This is a genomic window from Streptomyces sp. QH1-20 (assembly GCF_041283565.1).
Lineage (GTDB): Bacteria > Actinomycetota > Actinomycetes > Streptomycetales > Streptomycetaceae > Streptomyces > Streptomyces syringius.
The window spans coordinates 51,423-76,534 of record NZ_CP166300.1 but is presented as its reverse complement, the minus strand read 5'-3'; the positions used below and the strand labels follow the sequence as shown (position 1 = coordinate 76,534).

Sequence of the window (25,112 nt, the reverse complement as noted above, 5' to 3'; positions counted from 1 at the left end):
AACTGGCCGCCACCGCCCTGGCCGAGAAGTGCATGACCTACGCCAAGGACCTCACTGACCCGCATGCGGTCGCCTACTACCAGTCCACCCTGGCCGACGCCGCCGCCCTCGACGGTGACCACCGCCTGGCCGGCAAATCGCTCGCCGCCTCCCAGACCCAGATCGAACGCACCGCCACCGCCCCCACCGGGCAGTCCTGGGCTTCCCACTTCACCATCGGCCGCTGGGCGTACGCGTCGGGGATGATCCTCGCGAAGATGGGCGCCCTCCCCGCGGCCCGCGAGCACCTGCACCAGGCCCTGGAAACCTACGGCCTCGACCGCCGCCGCACCCGCGCCAGCGTCCTGGGCGACCTCGGCGGCATCCATCTGCGCGAAGGCGACCTCGACGGCGCCCTCGCCGTCTGGATCGAGTTCCTGGACTGCGCCGAAGGCGTCCAGTCCATCAAGGTCCGCGACGCCGCCGAAGACCTCCAAGTCCGCCTCACCCGGTACGAGAACGTGCCCGAAGCCCGCGAACTCTCCCAGCGAGCCGCCGTCCTCCTGGCCCGCTGAGGCGGCGAGCCAGCCGCGTGCCTACGGACTGGGCGACCACCCTTTCAGGCAGTGCGCCGCATGGGAGTGTTGCCGGGTATCTGTGCAGTGTGGCCTCGGGAAAACAGCGACATTACGCCGTCCGGGTGAACTCGGATCCCCGCAGGCCCCACCTGATGCCTCTGGCCTCACAGGGCGTTTGACGTGGGGCCGGCAGCGGGAAATGCGCTGCATACGACAACGGCATTCCCGGCCCGGGAGTGCACAGCCCCTGATGAAAGGCCCGGCACCCGGCCCCTCCTGGCCCCGGCCGCCGGAAGGTCTGGAAAGAAAGGATGCCCGAGCGGGCACAGGACACCCTTTCCACCGGTGCCCCCTCCACATATACAGCGCTCCCTCCAAGAGGGCAGGACGGTCCCCGGCGCCCGCCGCACACGCCGGGCCCGCACCCTCCCCCGGTACCAGCGGACAGCGGCCCTGGCCTGGCGGCCGCCCGGTCGCGGGCCCGCGACCCTGTACCCTCACCCCCCTCCATCCCCTCGGCCCATCGTCTCTTTGGCGCGCGTCTGCAGCGGGCGTGCTGCCCCTCCCCACAGGCCGGGCACTTCGCCCGCGCCCCCAGCCCGGCCCAACCCCGGCCAGACACAACAACAAAAGTTCACGACAGGAGTATCTCCATGCACGTCCCCCGCAGGCCCTGCCACATCCGCCGCACTCTGGCCACCGCCGCCGCCCTCGGGCTGACCGCCCTCGGGCTGACCGCCCTCAGCGCCGCCCCCGCAGCCGCCCTGCCCCTCCAGTGCACCGGCACCGAAACCCCCGGCAACGACACCGTCACCTGCCCATTCCTGCTGGCCGGACAGAGCATCAACACCGGCGCCGGCGACGACACCGTCACCGTCAGCGGAAGGGCCGGCGGCACCATCAACACCGGCACCGGTTCCGACATCGTCCAGAACCCCGAGGGGGGGCTCTACGGCAGGATCAACACCGGCGACGGCGACGACAGGGTCGTAACCAGCCAGATCTTCGGCCGTCTCGACCTCGGGAGCGGCAACGACCAAGCCGAGCTTGGAACCTTGTCGGGCGCCATCGTCCTCGTTCCCGCCGTCGTCACCGGCGGCCCCGGCAACGACCAGATCAGGATCTCTTCGGAAGTGGGGCTGGCGCCGTTTTGTCACGGCGCGAGGGTGCAGGGCGACGACGGCGCCGACACCATCACCGTCACCGGTGATCTCTCCTCCATCTACTGCACCTACCTCGGCGGTGCTGGAAACGACACCATCACCGTCACCCCCCAAAACGTAAGTGAAAGTAACACCCTCGACGGCGGCGGCGGCACCGACACCTGCACCGTGACCCCCCTGGTGGGGAACACGCGCATCAACTGCGAAAACTGACCCAGGGACCCCCGCGGCAACTGGCGGCAGTTGGAACATCAGTACAGCCATCGGCACCGAGAAAGATCACGGTCAGGGCGTGAGGGTGCCGCCCCGGTTCTCGTACTCGCGGCGGGCCTTGCGCCGGACCGGGACTGCGGGGACGCCCTGGCTGCCGCCGAGCCGCTGGCAACGGGCCAGGAGCCCACCACGGTGGACAGCGGGGACGGCGGAGACGCGCAGGAGATAGCCCTGCCCGCGCCGTACGGTCACCCCCTGGTCGAGCACGGCCCGCTCTGCGGCCTCCAGCTCCCTGGCACGCAGGAAGTCGGCGCCCTGGCCCGGCACGTCGAGGGTGACCGTCAGCTCCGAGGCCGGAGCGTTCTCTTCGATCGCGGTGTGGTCCAGCATAAGGCCGGCGACGGCCGTGCGAATCGCACCGCGGCTGACGTCGGGTGGGTGGTGCTGCGGCTTTCAGTGGGCGTTGGACGTGTCGTGCCGAACACCGCGTACCTGAAAGGCCGCTCCATCGCCGCTCTCACCCGCGAACACGCCCCCTGTCTGGAGCAGACGGTCACAGGGGGAACTTGCCTAACTTGCCAGAACAACTGCTAGCTCGTGTACCTGCAGCTTTTTTGACAACACTAAGGGTTGTCCCGTAACCGCCGGTTGCGGTGAGATGATCTTGGTGTGGCTGGTGTGATCACGGTGCGGACGGCCATGGAGCCTGCCGCTGGAGGACCGCGTGCTGCTGGTCACGGCGTACTGGCGCACGAACTTGACGATGCGCCAGCTTGCCCCGCTGTTCGGCATCTCCAAGTCTGCCGCCGACCGGATCATCGACCATCTCGGGCCGCTGCTCGCACTGCAGCCCCGCAAGCGGTTCCATAAGAGATCATCTCATTTGGTGTGTCTGCGGTAGCAGATGAGGGTGCAGGCGATGCTGGTGAAGGCGAGGAAGTGGAGGGCTTTGCGTTCGTAGCGGCGGTGGAGTCGGCGGCATCCGGCGAGCCAGGCCATCGTGCGTTCGATGGTCCAGCGGTGGCGCCCGAGCCGCTCGGAGGACTCGATGCCCTTGCGGGCGATCCGGGGCGTGATGTGCCGGGAACGGAGCCATTGCCGCAGGTGGCGGTTGTCGTAAGCCTTGTCGGCATGCAGTTTGGCGGGGCGACGTCGGCGGGGGCCGCGGCGGGACCGGATCGGGGGTATGCCGCGGACGAGCGGCTCAAGCGCCTGGCTGTCGTGGAGGTTCGCGCCGGAGATGCCGATCGAAAGAGGCAGGCCGGTCCGCTCAGTGATCAAGTGGATCTTCGAGCCGTACTTGCCCCGATCCACAGGATTCGGACCTGTCAGGTCCCCTTTTTCAGGGCTCGCATGTTCACCGAGTCGATCGCGCACCGCGACCAGTCCAGCTCGCCCCGGGCCCCGAGCTCATCGAGCACCAGGCGGTGCAGCTTGGCCCACACCCGCAGCCGGCTCCACTCCATGAACCGACGGTGGGCTGTCGCCCCGGACGGCCCGAACACCGGCGGGACCTGCGACCACGTACACCCCGTGGTCGCCACGAAGATGATCGCCGCGAGCACCTCCCGGTCCCCGTACCGACGACGGCCGCCGCCCTGCGGCCGAGTCGGCGCCTCCGGCACCACCCGCTGGAACAACTCCCACAACCCGTCCGGCACCAACCGCTCCACCATCAACACCCAGACAGACTACCGGGCAAATCCAAATGAGATGATCTCTAACCTCAAAGGGCTTTGGAACGCCCCTGCGGTCCTTCCGGGCGAACAGCCTCACGACGGGATCAGGTGAGGTTGGCTGCTGTAGAGAGGGCTTCGCTTCCGGTCGGGTAAAGACGTGGCGTCCATGAACTGGGCTGACGAGCACGATGTCGCATGGCGAGGCCCGCCAGCGCTACCGCCACCACCTCATCAGGATACGGACCGGCTGCAAGAACCACGTGCACGCCGTACTGCCCAAGTGCGCCACCCAGGTGGAGATGAGCGACCTGTTCGGCTCGCGGGAACCGCACTGCTGGACGTCCTGCGGCTCGAGGTGCCGTATCGCACCCGCGTCGACTCGCTGCGCCGGATCATCGACCTGCTCGACGCGGAGGTCACGGGCCTGGACGGGCAGATCGCCGATGCCCTGGCCGGGGACGCCGGCCACCACGCGGTGTAGGCCACCCCCGAGGCCGGTCCGGTGCTGGCGGCGGTGTTAGCCGCCGAGATCGGCGACGTCACCAGGTTCTGACGCCCGGAACAGTTGTGCTTGTGAGCCGGACTGACCTCGCGACACCGCGAGTCCGATGGCAAGGTCTCCCGCGGCCGGATCACCAAACAAGGCTCCCGGCTGCTGCGGCTGGCCGCGATCGAGGCCGTCCAGCGGTCCTCGGCCAGCGTCGACGGGATGCGCGAGATCCGCGACCGCATCATCGAACGCCGCGGCAGCGCCACCCGCAACATCGGCAGGACCGCCGCAGCCCGCAAGCTGCTCACCCTGGTGTTCCACGGACTGCGCGACGGGCACATCCGGTGCCTGTGACAGACCGGGGAGGCCGGGTGAGCAGACAGGAGACCACGACCGGCGCGTGGTCGCGCTCTTTCTGGCCCCTCGCTCCCGCGGCCGGCCGCATCCCCTGATTGACCCCGTCGGCCTTGTGCACACCCGCACCATGCGACCCGTGGAATTTCGACACCACACGCGGCGTCGCGAAGGAATGAGTAGCGGTCCTGCCACCGCGAATCCAGCATCACCATGGTGAGCACGCCCGCATCCGCATACCGAAGCCGGTACGGCACTCGCGCGCCGCATCACGGCAGCTGTAGTTCCGGCGTCGCGGGACTCATCCAGTGGAATCAAATCTGGGCGAGGCCGCCGGGCGGCCCGGGGCGAAAGTCCTGAGGGATATGTAGGGGGTGTGTACGACTACGGAGGTACATGAGGTGGTCCGCTGGAGGGACGCGGCGGGCCCGACAGGCAGTGAGGATCGGAATGTCACGTTCGTCCGTGCAGATCCTAGGAGAAAACCGCATATGTCGGCCAAGATCACGGCCCTCGCCGCCATGGGTGCCCTTTCCGCCCTCGGGGCGCCGTCCGCTGCCATCGCCGCGCCGAAGGCTCCAGCGCCCGTCGCGGCGGACGTCAAGTGGGGCCAGTGCGCCCGGGAGGACATAACGAAAGGCGCCGAGTGCGGGACGCTGACCGTACCCGTCGACTGGTCCAAGCCGAAGTCCGGCACGGTCGACCTGCGCGTGTTCCGGCTGAAGGCGTCAGACAGCGACGCGGGCAGCGAGACGGCCCAGGAGGCGAAGGGCGCCAAGCCTGTCAAGGGAACCATCCTCAATTTCCCCAGCGGCCCCGGCGAGAACGGTGACATCGCCTTCGCCTCGCTGCGCGAAGCCCTCCCCGCGTACGACCTGGTCTCCTTCGACCCGCGCGGAGTGGGGGAGAGCGCCCCGCTGACGTGCCCGACGGACAAGGTGGGGAAGATCCCGTTCGTCCCGCCGACGGACACCGCCGCGTTCAACGCGCTGCGCCATAACCAGAAGGCGTTCTGGGCAGGCTGTACCACCGCTGACCGGCGCCTCGATGAGCACCTGGACGCCTACAGCACAGCCCGCGACGCGGAAGCGCTCCGCAAGGCGCTGAAGCTCGACAAGGTCAACCTCTACGGGATGTCCTACGGCACCCTGTTGGCCGAGCGCTATCTCGGACTGTTCGGGGAGCACGTCAACGGCGCGGTCCTGGAAGGTGTGATGAACCCCGCGCAGAGCCGCCGGGAGTTCATCACCACCGCGGCGGCCGGTACGGAGGCGGTCTTCGACCGCTTCCGGGCCTGGTGCGCCGGGGACACTGGCTGCGCGCTCCACGGCAAGGACGTGGCCGCTGTCTTCCGCGCAGCCCAGCGCAACGCCGACGCGGGCCGCATCCCGGGCGGGGACTTCATGGGACGGCCGTGGACGGCGGTGAGTGTCAGCCAGTACGTCGATGCGACGGCAGGAATCAAGGGCTTCGAGGAGGCGGCCCAAGGGCTGCTCGCGCTCTCCGAGGGCCGCAACCCGCTCCCCGAGTTCCCGGGGGGAGGGGGCCGCGGACAGGGCGAGACCACTACCCAGGGCCAGGCGCAGGCCGGGAAGGAGATACCGGAGACGTTCCCCTACGCCGATCCGATCGTCTGCTCGGACTTCGACATGGCCGTCCCCAACGCCAACCAGGCCCGCCGTGACCTCGCCGCCACCCGCGCGGTCGCCCCGGTGACCGGGTACTCCGCCAATTCCAGCCTGTACACGTCCACATGCCTGGCGGGCCCCAAGCCCGCCAAGGGCTCCTCCCTGCCGGTCACCACGCGCGGCGCCAACCAGGTGATGCTGCTGAGCAACACCCACGACTCGTCCACGCCCGCCGCGTGGGCCACCAAGGTGGCGGCGCAGTTGGGGAAGAAGGCCGTGCACGTCGTCACGGACAAGGTCGGTCATGGCAACGGCATGACCGACCCGGACACCCTGCGCAAGGTGGTGGCCTACATGGACCGCCTCAATCCCAGTACTGTCGGCGCGCGGTGACGATCGCGGAGGCCGGGGCGGCCGGACGACCGCCCCGGCCTCCGCGACCTCCGCGGCTCTTCGTCCTCCGTCCGCGTCAGCGGCGGTGGCGGCCCCACACTCCCGCCTGAACTGCCCAGGGTTTCGCCCTAGTACTCCAGTGGCGGTTCTCCATATGCCCTGGTCAGGGGCCTCCTTTGAAGGGTATTTGGCTGATGAGCCGTCAGGGTGGCGGTGGTTCGTGACTCACCCGATCGGGGTGCGTGCGGTGCTGGTAGTGGTAGTGACGGGCGATGGCCTGGTGGCGGCGCCGCCAGCGGGACCAGTGGAGACGGCACCCGGGTAACTGGTGCCGGGCTGTGGCGTTCGGGGACACCGGGCATCATCGGCAGGACCGGCTGGGACCGGTCCAGGGCCTGGATTCTGCGACTTCTCGTCCACGCAGAGGACCAAAGCCTTCTCCGGCGGGTCCAGGTAGAGACCGACGACGTCGCGGACTTTGTCGATGAACAGCGGGTCCGTGGACAGCTTGAACATCTGTGACCGGTGCGGTGCCAGTGCGAACGCCCGCCAGGTCCTGGAGACCGTCGACTGCGACATTCCCGTCGCGGCGGCCATCGACCTCGTCGACCAATGCGTCGCGTTCTTCGGCGTCTCCTCCAGCGTTGTGACGATCACCCGCTCGACATCCACGTCGGTGATCTTCCGCGGGACGCCGGGCCGCGGGTCGTCGCACAAGCCGTCCAGGCCTCGTTCGATGAAGCGGCGCCGCCAGGTGCGGACCATGTCCGGCGCGATCCGCAGCCGACGGGAAACCTCCATCATCGAGTGACCCTCGGCGCACTCCAGCACGACCCGCGACCGCTGGGACAGAGCCTGTGCCGTCGTCCAGCGGCGTAACCAGCCATCCAGCACAGCCCGCTGGGCATCAGTAGACCGACAACGGCGGAATCTTCGGACCAGGACGACTCATGCCCGACTAAACTGCGCTCCGAGGAATCGTGGGTGGCCGCCGACCGTGCCCTGCTCGCCACCCGGGCGTCCGGCGAGCCCGCGCCGCTGGGGGGGAGGCCACACGCGTCCTGTCGGTGGCCATGAGGCATGCCAGCCGCCACCAGCAAGCCGTCGGCCTGCGCACCCGCACCATCCACGAGCTGTCTGACGACCACACTCCGCAGGCCCAGGCCGTACGCGCCGCGATGCTCCTGGAGAGTGCGGCTCTGCAGGCATCGGAAGAATCCGTCGCCACAGGTGGGGCGGTGGCTGATCGAGCTGCAGGACGAGGGACTGCTCCCGCGCCTCGAGGTCGTACGGGACGGCGTCCCGTACGCCGAAGGGCATGACTCAAAGCCCCACCTGCGCTCACCCTCAATTCGTACCAGACCCTTCACGCGCGCGCCATTCGGCTCGGACGGTCTTGCCGTCTGGGCCGGGGTGGACGGTGAGTTTGGACGTGAGCTCTGCCACTATGTGCCAACCCATGCCACCGCCTTCGGCGAGGTCCGGTCGCCGGGGTGCCGGCCGGGCGCAGCTGGTGTCCTGTACGTCGGCGATCAGTAGGCCGACGTCCCTGCTGAGACACAGGCGCCAGTACCCCTGGGTGGTGTGGCGTACGGCGTTGCCGACCAGCTCACTGATTACCAGCGTTACGGCATCACAGTCGGCCCACGGGCACAAGCGTCGCACGTAGTCGGCGGCAGCGCGGCGGGCTTTTGCAACGGTCGCTTCGTGGGAGTCGATGACGAGCACGGGGCTGCTTCGGCCTCTCAGACGGGGGCGGGGCTTTGCCGAGCTGCAGCTGAATCCTCTGCCACGGTCTCGGGGTATTCCATTGCACCGCCCTGTCCGCCTTGCAGGCATCGGCCATAGAGCTGACCGCAGCCTCGACTTTTCAGGACCTTAGTCCCATTAAGCTTCTTCAGCCTGACCTCGCGGGGGTGATGGGGCTGGCGTTGTTGGCATCGCTCCGACGTTGGCCTGCGCGGCACCAGCATCGCTGCCTCCATGCACCGCTGTCACCCATTCGGTGACCGAGTTGAGATCCTTACTTGACTCGCTGGCCACGAGAGCGTTGAACCGAACGAATGACACCCGGAAAGCTCATCCGCAGCGATCGCTGCGGCGGTATTTTACAGGCCAACGCCTTGTCGGCGCCCACAGGGCGGATACGCGAATGGCGCTTCGATACTGCGCGGCCGGGGCGCTACAGCTAAACCAGGGAGTGGGCGCCCCTGCCTTCCCTGTCGAGAACGGAGTGCCCGGATGAGTCATCCTATCGTCAGAACCAACGACAAAGTCGTGATCTTGTCCCCCGCCGCCTGCAACCTGGGTGCCTCCCGCACCATTGACCGTGACGCCGAAGGAGGCAGCCACCTGCCACCTGCGCGGACGTCTCGTTCTTCCGCAGATGCGCCAGCACCAGCAGGGCCCGCTTGAAACAACCCAGCTTCTGCCAGGGAGAGTTCAGCTCCTGCCGGCGGGCGTGGATCAGCCACGCCACCTGTTCGACGAGCTCGTGCGGGACATCAAGCGTGGAAAGATACGGAACCAACAGGGCCTCTCGGACGCCGGTGTGATGAGTGATGTCACCACACCAACGACGAGGGGCCCTGCTGCGTCACCCCGCCTGACCTGCAGGCCTCACCCTTCAAGCGCCAGGAGGGTGAAAGGGGCTGGTCAGAGGCGGTATCGAGGCGAGGCTCCTGGTCGTTGCGCTGGTGTTCTCTACGCACCGCGCTTCGTCCGAGGAGCCTCGCTTGGTTCCGTATCCTTCCATGCTCGATGTCCCCTATGAGCTCGTTGAGCATGTCTCGTGGCTGATCCACGCCCGCCGGCAGGAGCTGAAGTCACCGTGGCGGAGGCTGAGTTGTTTCAAGCAGGCCCTGCTGACGCTGGCGCATCTGCGGAAGAACGAGACGTTCGCGCAGGTGGGAGCTGGCTTCGGTGTCTCGGAGGCGACTGCCTGGCGGTACGTCGACGAGACGCTGGATGTCCTCGCGGCCTGGGCTCCCGGCCTCCGTGAGGCTCTCGTGGGTCTGGGTGAGGGGGACTTCGTCGTCGTTGACGGCACGCTGATCCCCACCGACCGCATCAGGGCGGACGAGCCGTACTACTCGCAGAAGCACCGGAAGCACGGCATGAATGTGCAGGTCGTCGCCCGCCCGGACGGTACCCCGCTGTGGTTCTCCCGGGCACTGCCCGGCCGGACCCACGACCTGACCGCGTCCAGAGCCCACGACATCGTGCAGACCTGTCTCACCCGGCAGATCCTCGTCCTGGCCGATCGTGCCTACCAGGGCGCCGGCGTAACCGTCCGCACCCCCTAAACGGTGTCCCGTAAGGGGCTTTGAGGGCAGGCTGGCTCGGTTGGTGTGCCGCCTGGCTCAGCCTGCCAGAGCGAGGTTGTGTATCCGGGCGATGCCGAGTGCGGCCTGGTGGACGCCGTCGCCGCGCAGGCGGCAGTCGCGGAGGATCTTGTAGGTCTTCATCCTCGAGAAGGCGTGTTCGACGCGGGCCCGGGCCCGGCGATGGACGGTGTTCTCCGCTTCCTGCTCAGGAGTCAGAGGCCGGTTCGGGCGGGGCCAGTGCGGAATGAGCGCGGCCGTACCGCGGTAGCCACCGTCACCCAGGAGTGGCGCGTTCTTCACCGCCTGGTCCACGCCGGACTCGCCATAGGCCCGGGCGTCGTGCCGGCTGCCGGGCAACGGACGGCCGACCGCGACCACCAGGCGACTGTTCGCATCGATGATGACCTGCAGGTTCGTCGAGTAGCGGTAGTTCTTGGAGGACGCGGCCACGCTCCGGTCGCGGGTGGGGACCAGGGTTCCGTCCACGATCAGCACTGTGCCTGCCGGGTGCCGGCGGCGGACCGGTGCCAGGGCAAGGAGCGGAGCGATGTGGTCGATGACCCGGTCCGCGGCCGACTTCGAGATCCCGAACAGCGGGCCGAGCTGCCGCATCGTGAGGTTCGTCCGCCAGTACGCGGCCACCAGCAGTACCCGGTCCTCCAGCGGCAGCCCCCACGGCCGGCCACCGGACGGCGCACCACCACCCCGGCGCCGCACGAGACCCACCAGCCTGCGGAACTGCCGCTCGCCCAGACCCGCGAACAGCCCTACCCAGCCCGGCTCTGACGCCGTCACCACAGCACCCACACCAAGATCATCACATGCCTGGCCAGGCCTTACGGGACACCGTTTAGAAGCCATCCGCATTCCGAATGTGGTCGCTGGGTTTCTGCTGGTCGGGCATGAACTTGGATTGGAGCCGGAGAGTCCAGGCGTTCGTCTGCTCGCGGCACGTTCGTGGAGGTGGCTGATGTCCCACCCACGTTCTTCCCACCATCCCATCCCGGCGTTGACCTGGTGATATCGCCCGCACCGACTGCGAGTCCACGACCGCTGCACTCGGGTCCACGTCGCGGCCCTCCCTCACGCGCACCCGGTCACGGAGACGGTTGTGGAGCTCGGCGAGCAGACCGGTGACCCGCCAGCGGCGGGTTGCGTCCAGAGAAGTGGTGTACGGGTTTGACTTGATCCGGGGGTTTTCCCTGGCATCGGGATGGTGCTCGCATAGACAAACGGCCACCGGCTGATCTTCGAGATGTCGAAGCCTCGAAGGAGATCAGCACGATGACCGCGCCTGACGGTCTGCCCCTGCACGCCCTCGCCCAAGACACTCTCACCGCGGCGAGTCCGATCTGCTATGCGCAATGGTCAAGACGTTCGCCGACGCGCTCATGCCCGCGGAGGCCGATGCCCTCTGCAACGCCGAATACAGGCAGGTCAGCGATGAACGCGTCGACCTGCGCAACGACTACCGCCCAGGCGAGTGGGACGCCCGCGTGGGCACCGTCGAACTCGCCGTCCCCAAGCTCCGCTCCGCCAGCTACTTTCCGCGCTGGCTCCTGGAACGACGCCGTCGGGCGGAACAGGCCCTGATCTCGGTGGTCGCCACCGCCTACCTGCTCGGCGTGTCCATCCGCAGAGTCGAGAATCCTGCCGAGTCCCTCGGCGTTACCAAGCTGTCGAAGTCCCGGTCAGTGCGATGGCCAAACATCAGAACGACGAATGGGCCGAGGCCCGCCGCTAGGTGGACTGCGGCCTTCTCGCCAAGGCCCGCCTGCACCCGATCGGGTCGGAATCGGACGCGACCGTACCGCCCGCCGAACTCACCGCATAACCTTAAAGAAGAGATCATCGAGTGGCCGTCGTTACATCACTCCCACGGACCCTCGGAGAGGACGAAAATGGCCCGCACGAAAGCATGCCTCACCTTCCTGGAACGCTCCACCTACCCCTATCTTACGGACGACGCCAGGGCGCAGATGAAGGCAAGGCGGGAGAACGATCTGAACACGAACGAGACGACACTCCCGAACGTCGAGATGGCGCGCCATCATATCGTCCCACTGCAGATGATCAAAAAAGTCTGGGACGGTATGATCGAGAGGTTCTACAAGGATGACGCCGCGAAAGTTCCTACATACTTGAGTAATGGTTACTTCTTGTATCTTCATTCCCTAGTGGGGGCTCTTCCGTTCAACCCGGCTCTGCCTCCGGAGAGCCTCAAGGCGCTCAAGGATGTCCTGATGGCGCTGGCGAAGAAAAATGTGTACCACGCCGACGACGGGCCGGTCCTTCCGGGGTTCTCCCCGCTGTGCGACATCATCTGCTGGACGCCGGGCAACTTGGTCATTGGTCCCGAAAGATTCCCCGGTAGTTACAATGCGCCCAATGACCGCAAGTCGGGAAGGGCGGACGACCCGAACGAGCGGATCGAGCAGCACCTTGATGCTGCGATCGCCGATGGCGCACGGCGAGATGCTGCGAGAAGATTCAAGCGCGCGACGCAGTGGAACCTGGACGGGAACACAACACCTCGAGGCGGCCAGGATTTCACCGAGTTCTTTTTCGTGAACCTCCGCGCGCTGTCTGTCGAGAACGGGATCTACCTCCCCCATGACGTGCGCGACGACGTGTGGGAGCGCATCCCCCCGAACTATTCGTTCATGCTGCCAGCCGGCGACCATCTGCTGAGCCCCACCGCACAGTTTTCGCGGTTGGACTGTCGCCCTCTATGGTGCCGCAACAAGACCGGGAGGACCCTGCGCCAGGTACAGGGCAGGATTCCACCCATGCCACCCAAGGGATTCGACCCGCCGACGGGGCCCCTTCCGGAGGTAAAGGAAATAGACGCGAGCATCAAAATCGACGGAGTGTTCATCGATTTGCAATCCGTCGTCGATGACGACTATCGCAAGCTTCGGCGCGGAAGCGTCACGGGCGTCCGCATGGGGCCGCTGCTGGAGTGGATCGGGGGGAAGTGGGTCGAGAAGCTCGAACTCCCCGACTTCGTCGCGAAGCTGGGACTCGACCGGTTGTCGGTCGTGGCCGAATCGGGCCCGGGGGGCTGGGAGTCGTGGCAGTTCGGCCTCGCGGTGGGCACTGAGATCGCCGGTGTCACCATGGACATGATTCTCTACGTGGAGTACGTCAAGGGGGCCAGCTTTGGCCTGGCGGCCTCCGTTGCGCTCAAGGGCAAGACCACGGGCGACGCCGGCCCCCTTGTCTTCAGTGGTGACTTTTCGAAGAGCGGATCGGAGTGGGAACTGGGGGTCTCGGGCGGGCCGTTGCTGTTCACGGACCTCGCTGCGGCGCTCCCGATCAAGGTCGATGACCTGCCGACTGAGGTGAGGGCGCTCATCCCGGAACTTCAGCAGGTGGGGATCCGTTTCCGCTTCTCGGCATCTGGCACGGACATGGTCGTGACTGCCAGGGCGAACCGGGTGGAGATCGCTCTCGCCACGCTCAGCGGCTGACCGGCCCGGACGCTGCTCGGGCACGGCAGGGGGCCGCCCCGCGCCGCACGAGGATTGCCTCCACGGGCTGTACCGCCAGCCGGTCGGGTGCCTTTGAGGCGTCCCCGGCGGTGACTCTGCTGGCCTATCACAGGCCTGATCCGGGCCTCGGTGCGGGTGGCGAAGGCATGCTCGTTGTTCCTCCCCTCGTGGTTTGGACTGGAACAATTGGCCCGTACCACCCCGCCGCAGCCACTGCCCGACGCGATGGGCCTGGCCCGTTTCCTGTCCTGCCTGCCCGCTCCACGTGATTGCCGTGGTCGGTGTTTTCCCACTGGTCGCCGTAGTGTTGGCAGTGGCCGCGAGTGCGCTGGTGGGCGCGAGATCCCTGACCGCGATCGCAGGGTGGAACGCGGACGCACCCCACTGGGTCCTCACTGCTGCCAGCTTCACAGTTGACCCATTCAGCGACGGTCACCGTGCCACACCCTATGACGGTGATGCGGCTGCTCGGCGGCCTTGACGGAGATGCCTTCGGCGCCGCGGTCTCATCGTTCCTGGCAGCCAGGAACGACTCCCTGCAAACCAGTCCACGGTGGCGGGGCGTGGCGGTAGACGGAAAGGTTCTGCGCGGATCCCGCAGTGCAGACTGCGAGGCTGTGTGGTTGCGGGCCGCCATGGACCACACCAGCACTGTGCTCGGGCAGCGCCAGATAGGCAACCGGAGCAACGAGATCCCCGTTTTCATCCCGCTGATGACCAGTCTCAATCTGGAGAACACCGTGTCACCGCCGACGACGACCCACACCCAGCACGCGTACGGCGCCTGGCTACGCGGGGGCGCAACGGGCGCTACGAGATCATCTCATTTGGCTTGGCCGGTAGTGTCTGGGTGTTGATGGTTGAGCGGTTGGTGCCGGACGGGTTGTGGAAGTTGTTCCAGCGGGTGGTGCCGGAGACGTCGACTCGTCCTCAAGGGGGCGGTCGGCGTCGGTATGGGGACCGTGAGGTCTTGGCGGCGATCGTCTTCGTGGCGACGACGGGGTGCACGTGGTCGCAGGTCCCACCGGTGTCCGGTCCCTCCGGAGCGACAGCCTACCGGCGGTTCACGGAGTGGAGCCAGTCGCGGGTGTGGGGCAAGCTGCACCTCCTGGTCCTGGATGAATTCGGCTCCCGGGGCGACCTGGACTGGTCGCGGTGCGCGATCGACTCGGTGAATATGCGAGCCTTGGAAAGGGGGACCTGACGGGTCCGAATCCTGTGGATCGGGGCAAGTACGGCTCGAATCGCGACACGTCACACCCCGCATCGCGTGCAAAGGCATCGAGTCCTCCGAACGTCTCGGACGCTACCGCTGGACCATCGAGCGCACCATGTCCTGGCTCGCTGGATGCCGCAGACTCCATCGCCGCTACGAACGCAAGGCCATCCACTTCCTCGCCTTCGCCAGCATCGCCAGCACCCTCATCTGCTACCGCCTACTCACCAAATGAGGTGATCTCTAGGGTCTTCACCGAAAGCGGGACGGTTCAAACCGCTGCTGGAGTATTATTTAAAGTTCCGGGGTCGGTCCCAGGTCAAAGATGTCGGTACATCCCCCGTCATCCTTCTTCACCTGATCCGCATCATTGTTATTCTTCCACTCGTACACGAGAACATGGCGAGGGGTCTTGATCTCTGCGAGGCCGCACTTCAGCTTCTCGGCATCATTGAAAATTCCCAAGTAGTACTCGGTGAGCTGCTTCAGTGTGACATCCTGTGCGGTGTGGCTGACGTTTTCCGGATCGTTAAAAAAGAGGAACGCTAGCCATCTACTGATCTGACTCCCGTTGCCCCGCATCAGCAAAGAGCCCGCTGGTCTGTCCCGCAGCTTTTGTAGGTCTTCCTGGGCCTCTTGGGGCGTTTTGCGATTGTCGTACGACGGTAGCGCCGCCAGGTTGTACAGGAAGGGCGGACCGATCCAGCAGTCTGTCACCTCATCGCTGCTCAACTCGACCTCAGAATACCATGGGCGCTTGAGAACGAAGTAGTCCTGCGTCAATGGGTAATGGCGCCTCGTCTCGTTTTCGATGACCGCGACAACGTGGAAAACAAACCCGACTGACCCGCACACCGTCCACTCGTCATAAACGGATGGTAGGTCGGGAATCCCGTGAAGCCGAGCATCTAGAGCGCTGTAGATCAGCATGTGCTCCGGTCTCTTTGGGTTACCCTGATCCCGGTCGTAATGGCGGATCGTGAATGTGAAACGCCGAAGGAGTTCATCGACCTGCTCCTTATGGGCGCTGATCATCTTCTCTGAATAACCGGGAATGAATTGGGAAACGGTGAGCCCACCTTTGAAATAGGCTCGATTGATGACGTCCATCAAACGCCACGGGTCCAATCTCATTTGCTGCTGCGCAGGTTCTTTAAAGACTTCCATCATGGCGGAGACCATCGCGTTCCAGTCTTCGGTGTTCTCGGCCATGATCTTTTCGATGCGATCGATGAGCGCCTGCATGGCTCCTCTTTCCTCGATGGCCTGCTTTCCTCGAACGCGGCACACGGTATTTAACGGTCTATTTAACGCGTTTTCCTTATGTGCTCAGCGGTCGGCGGGGATTTGCCAGGGACTCGTCGTGCACGGGTGCCCTGATGCTTGTGCTTCGTGAGCGGGAGTTGGTCTCCAGGCGGGACGGGCTGCTATTCCAGGACGGCGATGGCGACTTGGACGTCGGGGTGGTCGGCCTCGATGAGGAGGAAGTTGGAGCGGGGGCGGTAGACGGCCTTGAGGGCCGACAGGCCGATCTCCGGGATGCCTTCGCTGTCCGATCCGTAGGAGCCGACCATCCGCATCAAGTCGGACAGAAGCACCTCCGTATCGCCTCTCTCCGATCCGGCTTCCCAGGCGAGGGTGAAGGACAGCTCGCCACCTTCGTTGCTGACGTCACCCGTGAACTGCAGGCGCCGGGCCGGGTATTTCTCGGAGGGCAGGGGGAAACTGAGAAGCGAGTGCACGCGGTACGGGCCGGCAGACGGCCGGATCACCTTCGACGCACTCACCGCGAAGTAGGCGTCTCCCGCATCGCCCTGGAGGGGGATCTTCACTTCCAGGTCCACCGACACGAGTGAAGACGAGGGGGAGATGTTTGCCTCAACCGCCATCGTTTCCACGGTCGAAGCCGTCAGGATCTGCGACACGTCGGTGCCCAGCGCCCCTTGGATCCACTGCCCCAGTCCCGGGTCAAGGGGCACGTTGCGTACCGCTCCCAGAAGCCGCACGTTGCCGCCGCTCGCGTACCAGCCCGAGATCTGCGCCTGTGTCTCGCTTCCCAGCGTGCCGGCGAACTCGGCCTGGAAGACGAAGCTGGACGGGCCGGCGAGCTGGAGTCCCAGACTGAGACTGTTGGCCTTGAAGAACCCCGGGATCACCTCGAGGGGGCGTCCCAGTGCGCCGGCCTGATCGCGCGCGCCTACCCGGACGCCGATCGAGGCACCGACGACGGTGCGGTCATACTCGTTGATCGCGATCGACACGTAGGACAGCTCGACCTCAAGGCCTTCCAGCGCATGGGAAATATCCTCTGGAATATGCACGTCGGGAAGCCCGATGGGAAGCCGCCCGATGAGCTGCGGCAAATCCTGCGAGCTGTAAGGGCGCGCGAAACGCGCATACAGGTCACTGAACCCTGGACTGGACGGCTGGGCGCAGAACCGGTCCGGAACCGTGCGGGGGGCGGTGTTCCCGTACCGTGCGGCCCCTCCGAACAGGGCATACGGGGAACCGTGCTCGGGGTCGACGGACAGCATCAGCTCCGGCTGGGTCATCCCGAAGCTCTTCAGCGCACCGAGACCGGCTCCCACCCCAAGATCGCGGAACTCCGGGGGATCCCAGTCGTCGTCGCTCGCGCCTTCCTTCTGGAGCCGCGCGAAGACGAGGAGCCCTCCTACCTGTTCACGGTTCTCGCCGCTCCGCAGGAAATGGACTTCCACCGGGCGCCGGCGCCCCTTTACCTCTGCACTGCCCCACATGACGAGGAAGTCTGCGGCAGGGTCTGCATCACCGCCCTCCACCTCAACGTTCCACTGCGCACCGAAGTACTCAGCGGTGAAAAGCTCGTCAGCCAGTCCGTTCAGGCCCAGGAGAGAGCTCGTCAAGGTGAACGCTCTGCGCTCGATCCCCTGGGCGACGTCAGCGGCGGTGAGGGTCATCCTGTCTCCGGTGTCCTTTCGGAAGCGACTCTGGTGGGTGCCGTGCAGATTTCTTTCCCGGATGGTCAGGCGTTATAAACTCTGCACGGTGAAAATGACATTTGCCTTGAGGCTGCAATATCCGGGATCTCACCAGCGTGAACGCTTTACACTCGATCCTCTGGGGCAGGGCAGCGGTGGTGAAGGGTGCTCTGTTCTTCGGTTTTCATAGTCGCGGGTTCTTTACCCAGGGGGACGGGTCATCAGGGTTAGAATTCGGATGGTTTTCGAGCGGAATGCAGTTCCGGGCAACCTTCACCTCCATAGATTCCTCGAAATAGTACTCAACCCCTTTGAGGATTTCTTCTTCCTCGGCATCAGGTGGGACCTTCAAATCGTACAGAAGCCGAGCCAGCAGGCGCAGGAGGCCCTCTCCATTAGACCTGATCATCGGAACAGAACATTCCGGTTTCTCGTGATGTGTATTGGCTCGCACTAGAGCCCTCCGCGCGTCGTCCGCCGTCTTGACCGAGTAGCACCTATCTTTCCCGGATCCCTCTGCTCTCTCGAATTCCTCCACAGAGTCCTTAGAAAACCATGCATCCGTGATGCTATCTAGCTTCAGCTCCGTGTACCATTGGCGCTTGCCGATGTCGTAGAAAGGAATGTCTCCCACTGCAATGGTGCAGAAAACGAACGCCTCGGTTCCGAACATGATCCAGTCCACTTCATCCGTATTTCCGCTTCCTTTCAGGGACTTCTCGGAGAGCCCCTGGGAAGACAAGAGCTGCGTCCAAGGCGGACGGTCTGTTTTATCTGGCCCTACTCCGTAACTGTAATGACGGAACGAGAATGATTTCCGGCGAAACAGTTCGTTGATTGCTGCGGTCTCTTCCTCTGTCTCCTCTCCCCCGAGCGCTTCTACCCCGTGCTCGAACGGAGACCGGATCGCGGGCTCGAAGAAGAACGGATCCATACTTGTACTTGTCGGATCCTCAGGCTCCGTGGTGTAGCAGGCGTGGTTGGAGGCGCGCATGAGATTCCACGGCTCTTTGGCCTCATGGGCCTGACGCCTGACCAAGGCCTTGACGTCACGAAGTGCGTCCTCTTTGGCGCTGGGGGCCAACTTCTTGATCTCGGAAAATTTGTCACCCCAGTCCTCAGTGAGTGGGGGAAGGCGAAGTGGGTGATGAGCATTTGACACTTTGATCTCTCCAAATCGTCAGGAGTCGCGCCAGGGCGCGCAGGAGGACGTTTCCGCTAGATCGGACCATTTGAAAAGAGCATCCCTTTGATGAGGAAAACTTGTCACGCCAGTTCTTGGTGAGTAGAGGGAGAAGGGGAAGCAGAGGGCGTATCGGGGGACGACGGGAACACGGGGGCGAGTGTTTGGCACCTCGGTCTCTCCAATCGTTAGGCTGATCGCTCGCTCGATCCTCTGGGCTAAGTCAGCGGTGGTGAAGGGTGCTCTGCTCTTCGGTTTTCTTCTCCGGTTTTTTTGTTAAGCAGCGGGTTCTTTACCCATGCGGACGGCGGGTCAGATTTCGGATTGATGTCGAGCGGAAAAGAGGGCTGGGCAATCTTTACTTCCACCGCAAACCCCGCAAAAATTTCTCTAATCTTCTCGGCGATGGCCGCGTCGTCGTGTGCAGCATTAACGGTCTTACCTTCGATTTCCTCATCGATCAGCCGTCGTGCGACGGTGCGCAGGAGATCGTGCCCGTTACCTCTGACCATCGGAATGTAGCGGCCCTTGATAAATTCAGCCCTATCCATGCAGGTCCGCGCGTTATCAGCCGTCTGAGCAAAGTAGCGCTTAGTGGGCGGATTACCCTTTTCGGGCGCATTGTTGAAGAATTGCAAGAGGTCCACGGAATACCACGCATCGGTGATTTTATCTGGACTCAGCTCCGCATACCATGGGCGTTCTGCAACTCTTTGGTAGACAGGTTCGTCCCCCACCGCGATGGTGCAGAAGATGAATCCCTCATTTCCGAGCAAGATCCAGTCTGCCCCGTAGGTTTCGCTTCCTGCCAGGTCATGCTCGGATAGGCGCTGAGACGACAGGAGCTGCCTATATCCCGGGTCGGTTCCTCCCGGCTTTCCGTCACTGTAGTGGCGGAATGAGAATTTTTCCCGGCCAGCAGTTCGTCGATTTGTGCGGCCTGTTCTTCAGTTGTATCCGTGTAGTACGAATTCGCGGATTTGATCAAGCTCTCGAATAAGAACGGCTCCATCGTCTCCCCGGTCAGAGGACCTGTGGTGCTGTAGGAGGTGTGGTTGGAGACTCGCATGAGATTCCACGGCTCCTTGACATCTGGGCTCTGACGCATGACCAAATCCTTCAAGCCCGTGAAGATCTGCGCCTGGCCCTCGCTGTCGGCGGCGGGGTTCCTCGCTTTGAAATCGAGAAACTTTTCAACCCAGTCCCCGGTGAGCGTGGGAAGGGACGTAGGACGTGGAGAGATTGGCAACGTGACCTGTCCTTACGGCGGAGAGTCTTTCGTGATGTTGATGTGACGGCTTATATGCGCCGCCCCGCTTTAATTTCTCGTGTCTGGGGTTAGCGACCGTTGCCGGACGGTGAGTTCTTGGTGGGGATGTTGGCCCTGCAGGACGGCGAAGCTGCCACGGGCGCGAGGTATCGCCCTGACACGAGGCTGTCATGTCGTCGAAGGGCGGCCAGTGGCGCCCTAGGAAGGTTCGCTCTATTCAAGATCGAGAGGGATTTGAATTGCGTCTTCAAGCGGAAAGAAGAAGAATTCAACTGGCCAGTCCTGCAAACGTTCATGATCGCTTACAATCTTATACTCTTGACCCTTTCTGATGCGGCTGGAGCAGGCCATAATGTTGCGGCCCCGAAGGTCTGACGTTACTTTTTCGCCATTCAGTTCCATGTGGAAAGGGAAAGGTGTGCCCATCCTTGCTCCCTCCCTTGAGATCACGAGGACGAGTCCGTCGCTGGGTGCAGTCATAGGCATTCCGAAACCCGCGAACTTAACCTTATCTGAGGGGGAAAGCAGGCCGTTATAGATTTTAAAGATCTTCGGAGTGCCCTTCAGGGGAATTTGGCAGCCAATCGCGAGGGATCCGGTTTCGTAGTCGACTGCCAGGGTCAATTCCTTGTCGCCGCGTGTAAGGCTGATGTCGCCGCCGACGACCGATACGTCCCCCGTCACACCGAGGCCTGCGGGGAGGTTCAGCTTCTTGGTGAAGTTGGCGTCTCCCTTGACGGATACGGCCTGGAACTCGGGGGAGTCGACCGTGACCGCCGTCGTGAGATGACGCGTGACGATCGACGCTCCCACTGTTGTCGTGGCCGTGAGTGTGTAGACCGAGTCACGGATAGCCCACGCCGGGAAGTCGTACTCTGTTGTCCCCTTGGGGACCTCGAAAGTCTCGGTTCTCCCCGTGCCGCTCACCGTGTACGTCGCCTCCGCCGGGCCCTCCCAGTGCAGCTTCACGTGGGTGTTGTGCGGAAGGTGTGTCAGGCCCTCTGTCCACTTGCCGTCCACCAAAGCGGACGTGCGGAAGTTCTTGACGGGGAGTGGGTCGATGTCGTTGGCGTCGGTGACGGGGTACTTGGTGACGGGAACGCTGGTGCGCCGGTCTTCGGGCTTGGCGTCTGTGCCTTTGACGACTGCGTGCTCGGTGACGCTGATGGCTGCGGTGCCGTAGGCGTCGTTGATGTGCAGGCCCTTGATGGTGATCAGGACGCCGTGCTTGCTGACGTCGCCCGGGTTTTCATTGGTTTTGTCCTTTTTTTCCTTGGGTTCGATGTCTACCTGGATGCTGCTCGCGGCGGCTGGTTGGTCGTGGGCGGGCGGGATGTCTACGGCGTCGTCCTGCGGGACGGCGTAGAGGACACCTTTCTGGGCCGCCTGGACGATGCTCCACTGGTCGGAGGGACTGACTTCGAGGGTCAGCTGCTGTTCGGCGGCGATGAGGCCCTGTGCCAGCTTGCTGACGGGTAGGACGAGGGTGATGCGCTCGCAGGTGACGATCTTGGTGCCTCCGTTGGAGACGACGATGTCGAGCTGTCCGTCTCGGCCGACGGCCAGCGGGCTCGGGTTGGTGGCGATGCCGTAGGTCAGGAGGGTGCTCATCGGTGGTTTCCTCCGTGTGAGGGCGTGCTCTGGCTCGATTGGGTGAGGAAGCCGGAGCGGGCGGTGGGGGATTTGAGGCTGAAGGTCTCGTCAGGGTTGTGGGTGGAGGCCGGTACGGATGTCCAGGCGTCTTCGCTGGTGGCCTCGGTCCATTGCCAGCTTCCCGAGCGCAGGGAGGGCACCGGTGCCCGGACTGCGGTGGGCTGGGCCGTGCCGCTGCCGTCGGCCGACTCGGGAAGCGCCGGCACGAGGAGCGGTCCGGTGCGCAGCGCGGGTGAGATCACCGAGAGGGGTTGATCGATGAAGCGGGCGGGGATGTGGGCGCGGGTGACGGGGAGGATGCCGGTAGTGGCGTGGATGGGTGCTCGCGGGTCGATGAGGGCGGTGAGGTAGCGGGGGCCTTCTTGGGCCGACACGTTCAGGCTGCTGGTTCCCATGGGGTGTACGTAGGAGGGCGTGTCGGGGTTGGGGACGTAGAACGCCCGCATGGAGGGTGCTGCGTCGTTGTCCCAGAAGCCGACGAGGCCGTCTCCCAGGCGTCCGCCGTCTCCCAGGCGTACGGGCCACTTATGGGAGGCGTAGAGGCGTTCCTGGGAAGTTGACAGGGCCGTTTCCCACGTTGGGTCCGCGATCCGGTACACGGTGCGCCGTTCGGCAGCGACGGCGGGGGTGTCGCGGGTTACGTCGGCGTGGCTGTTGAGGTGGACGGCGATACGCGTCAGTGCCAGGGGGCGCCCCAGGATGCTGGCCATGACGGTGTCGCCGGCGCCGCTGAGGGGGTTGATGGTCTCCAGACAGCCGTAGATGGCCGTCATCATTTCCTCGAAAGCTTCTGCGCCCGCGGCTTGCAGGCCGTCCAAGATGTTCTTGAGCCGCTTGGGCGCCTGCTTCTGGGAACCGGGCAGCTTGCCCCAGGTGACCTGGCGTTGCGTGCTTCCGGCGGTTACCCGGATCTCGCCGATGGGGTGGCCTTCGGCGGTGTAGGCGAGGAGGGTGTTGTCGATCCAGTTGGGAATCACCCAGGCGATCACGGGGCTGAGCGTGCCTGCTGTCGTGTACGGCTTGGTGTCGTCCTCGGGGTGGGTGAAGTCGACGGTGATGCGGGCCGCTTCGGGAAGCCGCGGATGCTGTTCCAGCCATCCCGCGGTGTTGCCTCCCTCAAGGATCGGCCGCACCGGTGCCATGTCCGGGGAGACTCCGAGAGGGAAGGTGTCCGCTTCGTCGCCGCTTTCGTCCTGGTGGACGGCGGTTGTACGGCCGAAGGAGTCGACGATCGCCAGGTGCGTGAACCGGTACTGACCGGCCGGAATCTCCTGGAACTCGCTTTCCGGCCCGTCCTCGAACGGTTCCGGGGGCTCGCCGGGAAGCGGACCTGCGTTGTTTTCACGGCCGGCCAGGGCGGCCGCTGCTCCCGATGTCCGCAGTGCGCGCGCCGGGTCGTGGCGGGTGAGCTGCGCGGCGAAGCCGTCCAGGGTTTGTGAGATCAGGTCCCAGGAGTCGACCGTGGCGCCAAAATCTCTGAGGTGGTCGGCCATGTCGGGGCTGGTGGTGTGGCCGTTGGCAATGTACTCGGAGATCCGTGAGCGCAGGTGGAAGCGGGCATGGTGACCCAGGATTGCCCGGCCCTGGAGAGCGACGGGGGTCGGCAGCTTCTGCTTGGGGTGTCCCTTCCACTGGTAGCGGTTTCCGTCGAACTCCCACTCGCCGTGAGGCAGGGGGTAGAACTTTGCCTTCCACACCAGATACAGCGGATTCCACGGCTGCGCCCAGGCTTGTGTGCCGAACAAGGGGACCGTGGCGGGGTCTTGTTTCGCGGCGTCGAGGGCTGCGGCCATGGCCTGCCGGGTGATTTTCCCTTGGGAGAGCCGGTTGATGACGGCGGACGACTCGATGTCGACGAGGCAGGCTTCTGCGGCGATCTTTTCTGTGATGTCCCTGAACGGCAGTGCTGTGGGGAGCATCGAGCTGCGGGTGACGGCTGACAGGGAACTACCGGCCTGCGACAGGAGGGACGCAACGGTGTCGTTGTCGGAGAGGTGCAGGTCGGTGAGGAGGGACTCCACGGGGCGGCAGGGGAGGGCGTTGTCCACGGCAACGGTGTCCTCGCCGCCCGCTTTGTGGAGCAGCACGGCGGGGTTGTTGGGCCGGTGGAAAGGTTCCTGGAGGACTCGCTTGAGGCTGTAGCGGGAGCCCAGTCCGTGGGCGTGCGCCCATCGGGTTGCCGGGTCCTCGCCGCCCGGGGCCGCGGAGCCGGGGATCTTGCCGCGGGCTTCTTCCAGGGGCGCCTTAAGCGCGGTGATCAGCGCGGCGTAGCCGCCCTTGCGCTGAGGATCAAGGTGCCTGTCGAAGTCGTCCTGACTGATGTCGCCCGGACGGGACGGGAGGCTCGACAGGCGCCACACCAGGTATAGGCGCCGCTGCAGCGACCGCATGTGCTTGTCCAGGTCCTCGAAGGCAGCCTGGTCCTTGTTCAGCTGGGTCAGGAAAGCGAACGCCTGAAGGTCATCTTCGCCGCCGTGGGTGCCGGTCAGCTCGAAGCGGGAGCCTCCTGGCTGCGGGGTGAACCCGGCGCCGTGCAGGTACTCGTCCAGGAGGTGCTCAGCGTCGGGGTCATCCATGCGGGCCAGCAGGCCGTTCTGCAGCGCCGCCACCAGCCGCGCCACCTGCTTGCCTCCTTCGCTTTCCTGGAGCTCGCGGGTGCTCAGGTGGGTCAGCGCGTCCGCACTGGAGGTGCCCACCGCTCCGTTGATGCTGCCGGGCGCGGGGATGGTGTCATGGAAGGCTGCGGCGACCGGAACCCCGGCGACGTTGCCGGCATACACACTGGAGGTGTAGGCGCCTGAGACGGTCGGTGCCCATCCCAGCTGCGCCGGCGACATCGTGCGCAGGGGGTCCTGGTCGGGGTGGGAGTGCCAGCCGACCACCATGTAGGCGAGGGGGACCTGGTTCTGCCCTTCCGGGACGTTGGAGAGATCGTCGTAGAAGGAGAAGACGTTGCGGTGGTAGGGCTGGTACAGAGAGAACGTCGGCAGCCCCGGGCCGATCGCCGTCAGAGGACTCAGCACACCGGCCAGGGGCTCGGTCCAGGGTTCGCCGGTGGCGCTCTCGTCGTTGATGATCTGTACGGCGCGTCCGATGCGCGTCTTGGTGCCGGTTTCGCGCACGTAGTAGGGGGAGGTCCCGGTGCGGGGGCCGATGTGATCGCTTTCCACGATCCATGCGGTCACGCGCCGCTCTTCTCCGTGCCACCGGTAGATGAGCCACCGGTTGGGCGCGGCGGGAAAGGTCAGCTCGCCGGTGGTGGGATCGGGGGTCGCGCGGCGTAGACCGGCGGGAAGTTCCCAGTGCAGGTGGACGCCGTTGTTGTGCAGGTGTGCGGGCTTGTCGGCGTCGCGGCGGTTCCAGTCGGCGTCGAGCGATTGGAAGGCGGGGGGCTCGACCGGCTCACCCATTTCCATCATGTGGAAGTTGGGTAGCCAGCGCTGTACTGCAGTGTTCTTCGTCTCGTCGGTGACGCGCAGGGCGCGCAGCCGTACCGGCACCACGAGAGTGCTGTTCGCCTCGGTGCTGGTGGTCAT

Annotated in this window: 16 protein-coding genes and 5 pseudogenes; 10 read left to right on the top strand and 11 right to left on the bottom strand. The window is 65.0% G+C overall.

Features of this window, described 5'->3' with window-relative positions; translation table 11 throughout:
• Nucleotides 1–32: 32 nt before the first annotated feature.
• Both AB8O64_RS35725 and AB8O64_RS35720 read left to right on the top strand, forming a co-directional pair.
• Nucleotides 33–554 carry a hypothetical protein gene (locus AB8O64_RS35725; RefSeq protein ID WP_370424133.1) on the top strand — a complete coding sequence of 174 codons (522 nt, stop codon included), beginning with the start codon at nucleotides 33–35 and terminating at the stop codon, nucleotides 552–554.
• A 656-nt stretch (nucleotides 555–1,210) separates the two neighbouring features.
• Complete coding sequence (locus AB8O64_RS35720; RefSeq protein ID WP_370424132.1) at nucleotides 1,211–1,933, top strand: hypothetical protein; 723 nt, start codon at nucleotides 1,211–1,213, stop codon at nucleotides 1,931–1,933.
• Between the two features lie 72 nt (nucleotides 1,934–2,005).
• On the opposite strand, the gene AB8O64_RS35715 is transcribed toward AB8O64_RS35720, so the two are convergent.
• On the bottom strand, nucleotides 2,006–2,323 hold the full coding sequence (locus AB8O64_RS35715) for a resolvase (protein ID WP_370424131.1): 318 nt from the start codon (nucleotides 2,321–2,323) through the stop codon (nucleotides 2,006–2,008).
• Nucleotides 2,324–2,618: 295 nt separating this feature from the next.
• Here AB8O64_RS35715 and AB8O64_RS35710 point away from each other — a divergent pair.
• Nucleotides 2,619–2,804, top strand: a pseudogene (locus AB8O64_RS35710) (transposase family protein); the annotation flags it as partial.
• Between the two features lie 8 nt (nucleotides 2,805–2,812).
• Here AB8O64_RS35710 and AB8O64_RS35705 read toward each other — a convergent pair.
• A protein-coding gene (locus tag AB8O64_RS35705; protein WP_370424376.1) for an IS5 family transposase occupies nucleotides 2,813–3,609 on the bottom strand; the annotation gives its coding sequence in 2 pieces (ribosomal slippage) (nucleotides 2,813–3,273 and nucleotides 3,273–3,609; 798 coding nt in all).
• Between the two features lie 283 nt (nucleotides 3,610–3,892).
• On the opposite strand from AB8O64_RS35705, the gene AB8O64_RS35700 reads away from it, so the two are divergent.
• The 4 genes and pseudogenes from AB8O64_RS35700 (at nucleotide 3,893) to AB8O64_RS35685 (ending at nucleotide 6,477) form a co-directional block, all read left to right on the top strand.
• A complete protein-coding gene (locus AB8O64_RS35700) occupies nucleotides 3,893–4,093 on the top strand; it encodes a hypothetical protein (protein ID WP_370424130.1) in 201 nt (66 codons plus the stop codon).
• Between the two features lie 102 nt (nucleotides 4,094–4,195).
• A pseudogene (locus AB8O64_RS35695) lies at nucleotides 4,196–4,303 on the top strand (hypothetical protein); the annotation flags it as partial.
• An 18-nt stretch (nucleotides 4,304–4,321) separates the two neighbouring features.
• Nucleotides 4,322–4,456: a hypothetical protein gene (locus AB8O64_RS35690; protein WP_370424129.1), complete on the top strand. Its 135-nt coding sequence runs from the start codon at nucleotides 4,322–4,324 to the stop codon at nucleotides 4,454–4,456.
• Between the two features lie 491 nt (nucleotides 4,457–4,947).
• A complete protein-coding gene (locus AB8O64_RS35685) occupies nucleotides 4,948–6,477 on the top strand; it encodes an alpha/beta fold hydrolase (RefSeq protein WP_370424128.1) in 1,530 nt (509 codons plus the stop codon).
• Nucleotides 6,478–6,702: 225 nt separating this feature from the next.
• On the opposite strand, the gene AB8O64_RS35680 is transcribed toward AB8O64_RS35685, so the two are convergent.
• Together AB8O64_RS35680 and AB8O64_RS35675 are read right to left on the bottom strand one after the other, a co-directional pair.
• The gene (locus AB8O64_RS35680; RefSeq protein WP_370424375.1) at nucleotides 6,703–7,278 is read right to left on the bottom strand and encodes an IS630 family transposase; all 576 of its coding nucleotides are present in this window, start codon (nucleotides 7,276–7,278) and stop codon (nucleotides 6,703–6,705) included.
• Between the two features lie 546 nt (nucleotides 7,279–7,824).
• Nucleotides 7,825–8,316: an ATP-binding protein gene (locus AB8O64_RS35675; RefSeq protein WP_370424126.1), complete on the bottom strand. Its 492-nt coding sequence runs from the start codon at nucleotides 8,314–8,316 to the stop codon at nucleotides 7,825–7,827.
• Between the two features lie 914 nt (nucleotides 8,317–9,230).
• Here AB8O64_RS35675 and AB8O64_RS35670 point away from each other — a divergent pair.
• Nucleotides 9,231–9,779 (top strand): annotated as a pseudogene (locus tag AB8O64_RS35670) (transposase family protein); the annotation flags it as partial.
• A 60-nt stretch (nucleotides 9,780–9,839) separates the two neighbouring features.
• Here the strand turns inward: AB8O64_RS35670 and AB8O64_RS35665 are convergent.
• Entirely contained in the window at nucleotides 9,840–10,610 is a 771-nt protein-coding gene (locus tag AB8O64_RS35665) for a transposase (RefSeq protein ID WP_370424125.1), read from the bottom strand.
• A gap of 569 nt (nucleotides 10,611–11,179) precedes the next feature.
• Between AB8O64_RS35665 and AB8O64_RS35660 the strand changes: the two are divergent.
• Both AB8O64_RS35660 and AB8O64_RS35655 read left to right on the top strand, forming a co-directional pair.
• A pseudogene (locus AB8O64_RS35660) lies at nucleotides 11,180–11,494 on the top strand (transposase); the annotation flags it as partial.
• A gap of 2,659 nt (nucleotides 11,495–14,153) precedes the next feature.
• A pseudogene (locus AB8O64_RS35655) lies at nucleotides 14,154–14,748 on the top strand (transposase).
• A 59-nt stretch (nucleotides 14,749–14,807) separates the two neighbouring features.
• On the opposite strand, the gene AB8O64_RS35650 reads toward AB8O64_RS35655, so the two are convergent.
• The 6 genes from AB8O64_RS35650 to AB8O64_RS35625 all read right to left on the bottom strand — a co-directional run bounded on the left by AB8O64_RS35650 (nucleotide 14,808) and on the right by AB8O64_RS35625 (nucleotide 25,112).
• Entirely contained in the window at nucleotides 14,808–15,758 is a 951-nt protein-coding gene (locus AB8O64_RS35650; RefSeq protein ID WP_370424124.1) for a hypothetical protein, read from the bottom strand.
• Between the two features lie 182 nt (nucleotides 15,759–15,940).
• The gene (locus AB8O64_RS35645; protein WP_370424123.1) at nucleotides 15,941–17,449 is read right to left on the bottom strand and encodes a hypothetical protein; all 1,509 of its coding nucleotides are present in this window, start codon (nucleotides 17,447–17,449) and stop codon (nucleotides 15,941–15,943) included.
• Between the two features lie 205 nt (nucleotides 17,450–17,654).
• Nucleotides 17,655–18,632: a hypothetical protein gene (locus AB8O64_RS35640; RefSeq protein ID WP_370424122.1), complete on the bottom strand. Its 978-nt coding sequence runs from the start codon at nucleotides 18,630–18,632 to the stop codon at nucleotides 17,655–17,657.
• 239 nt (nucleotides 18,633–18,871) lie between these two features.
• Entirely contained in the window at nucleotides 18,872–19,429 is a 558-nt protein-coding gene (locus tag AB8O64_RS35635) for a hypothetical protein (protein WP_370424121.1), read from the bottom strand.
• Nucleotides 19,430–20,136: 707 nt separating this feature from the next.
• A complete protein-coding gene (locus tag AB8O64_RS35630) occupies nucleotides 20,137–21,534 on the bottom strand; it encodes a hypothetical protein (RefSeq protein ID WP_370424120.1) in 1,398 nt (465 codons plus the stop codon).
• The gene (locus AB8O64_RS35625; RefSeq protein ID WP_370424119.1) at nucleotides 21,531–25,112 is read right to left on the bottom strand and encodes a hypothetical protein; all 3,582 of its coding nucleotides are present in this window, start codon (nucleotides 25,110–25,112) and stop codon (nucleotides 21,531–21,533) included. Before AB8O64_RS35625 ends, AB8O64_RS35630 begins: the two co-directional genes overlap by 4 nt.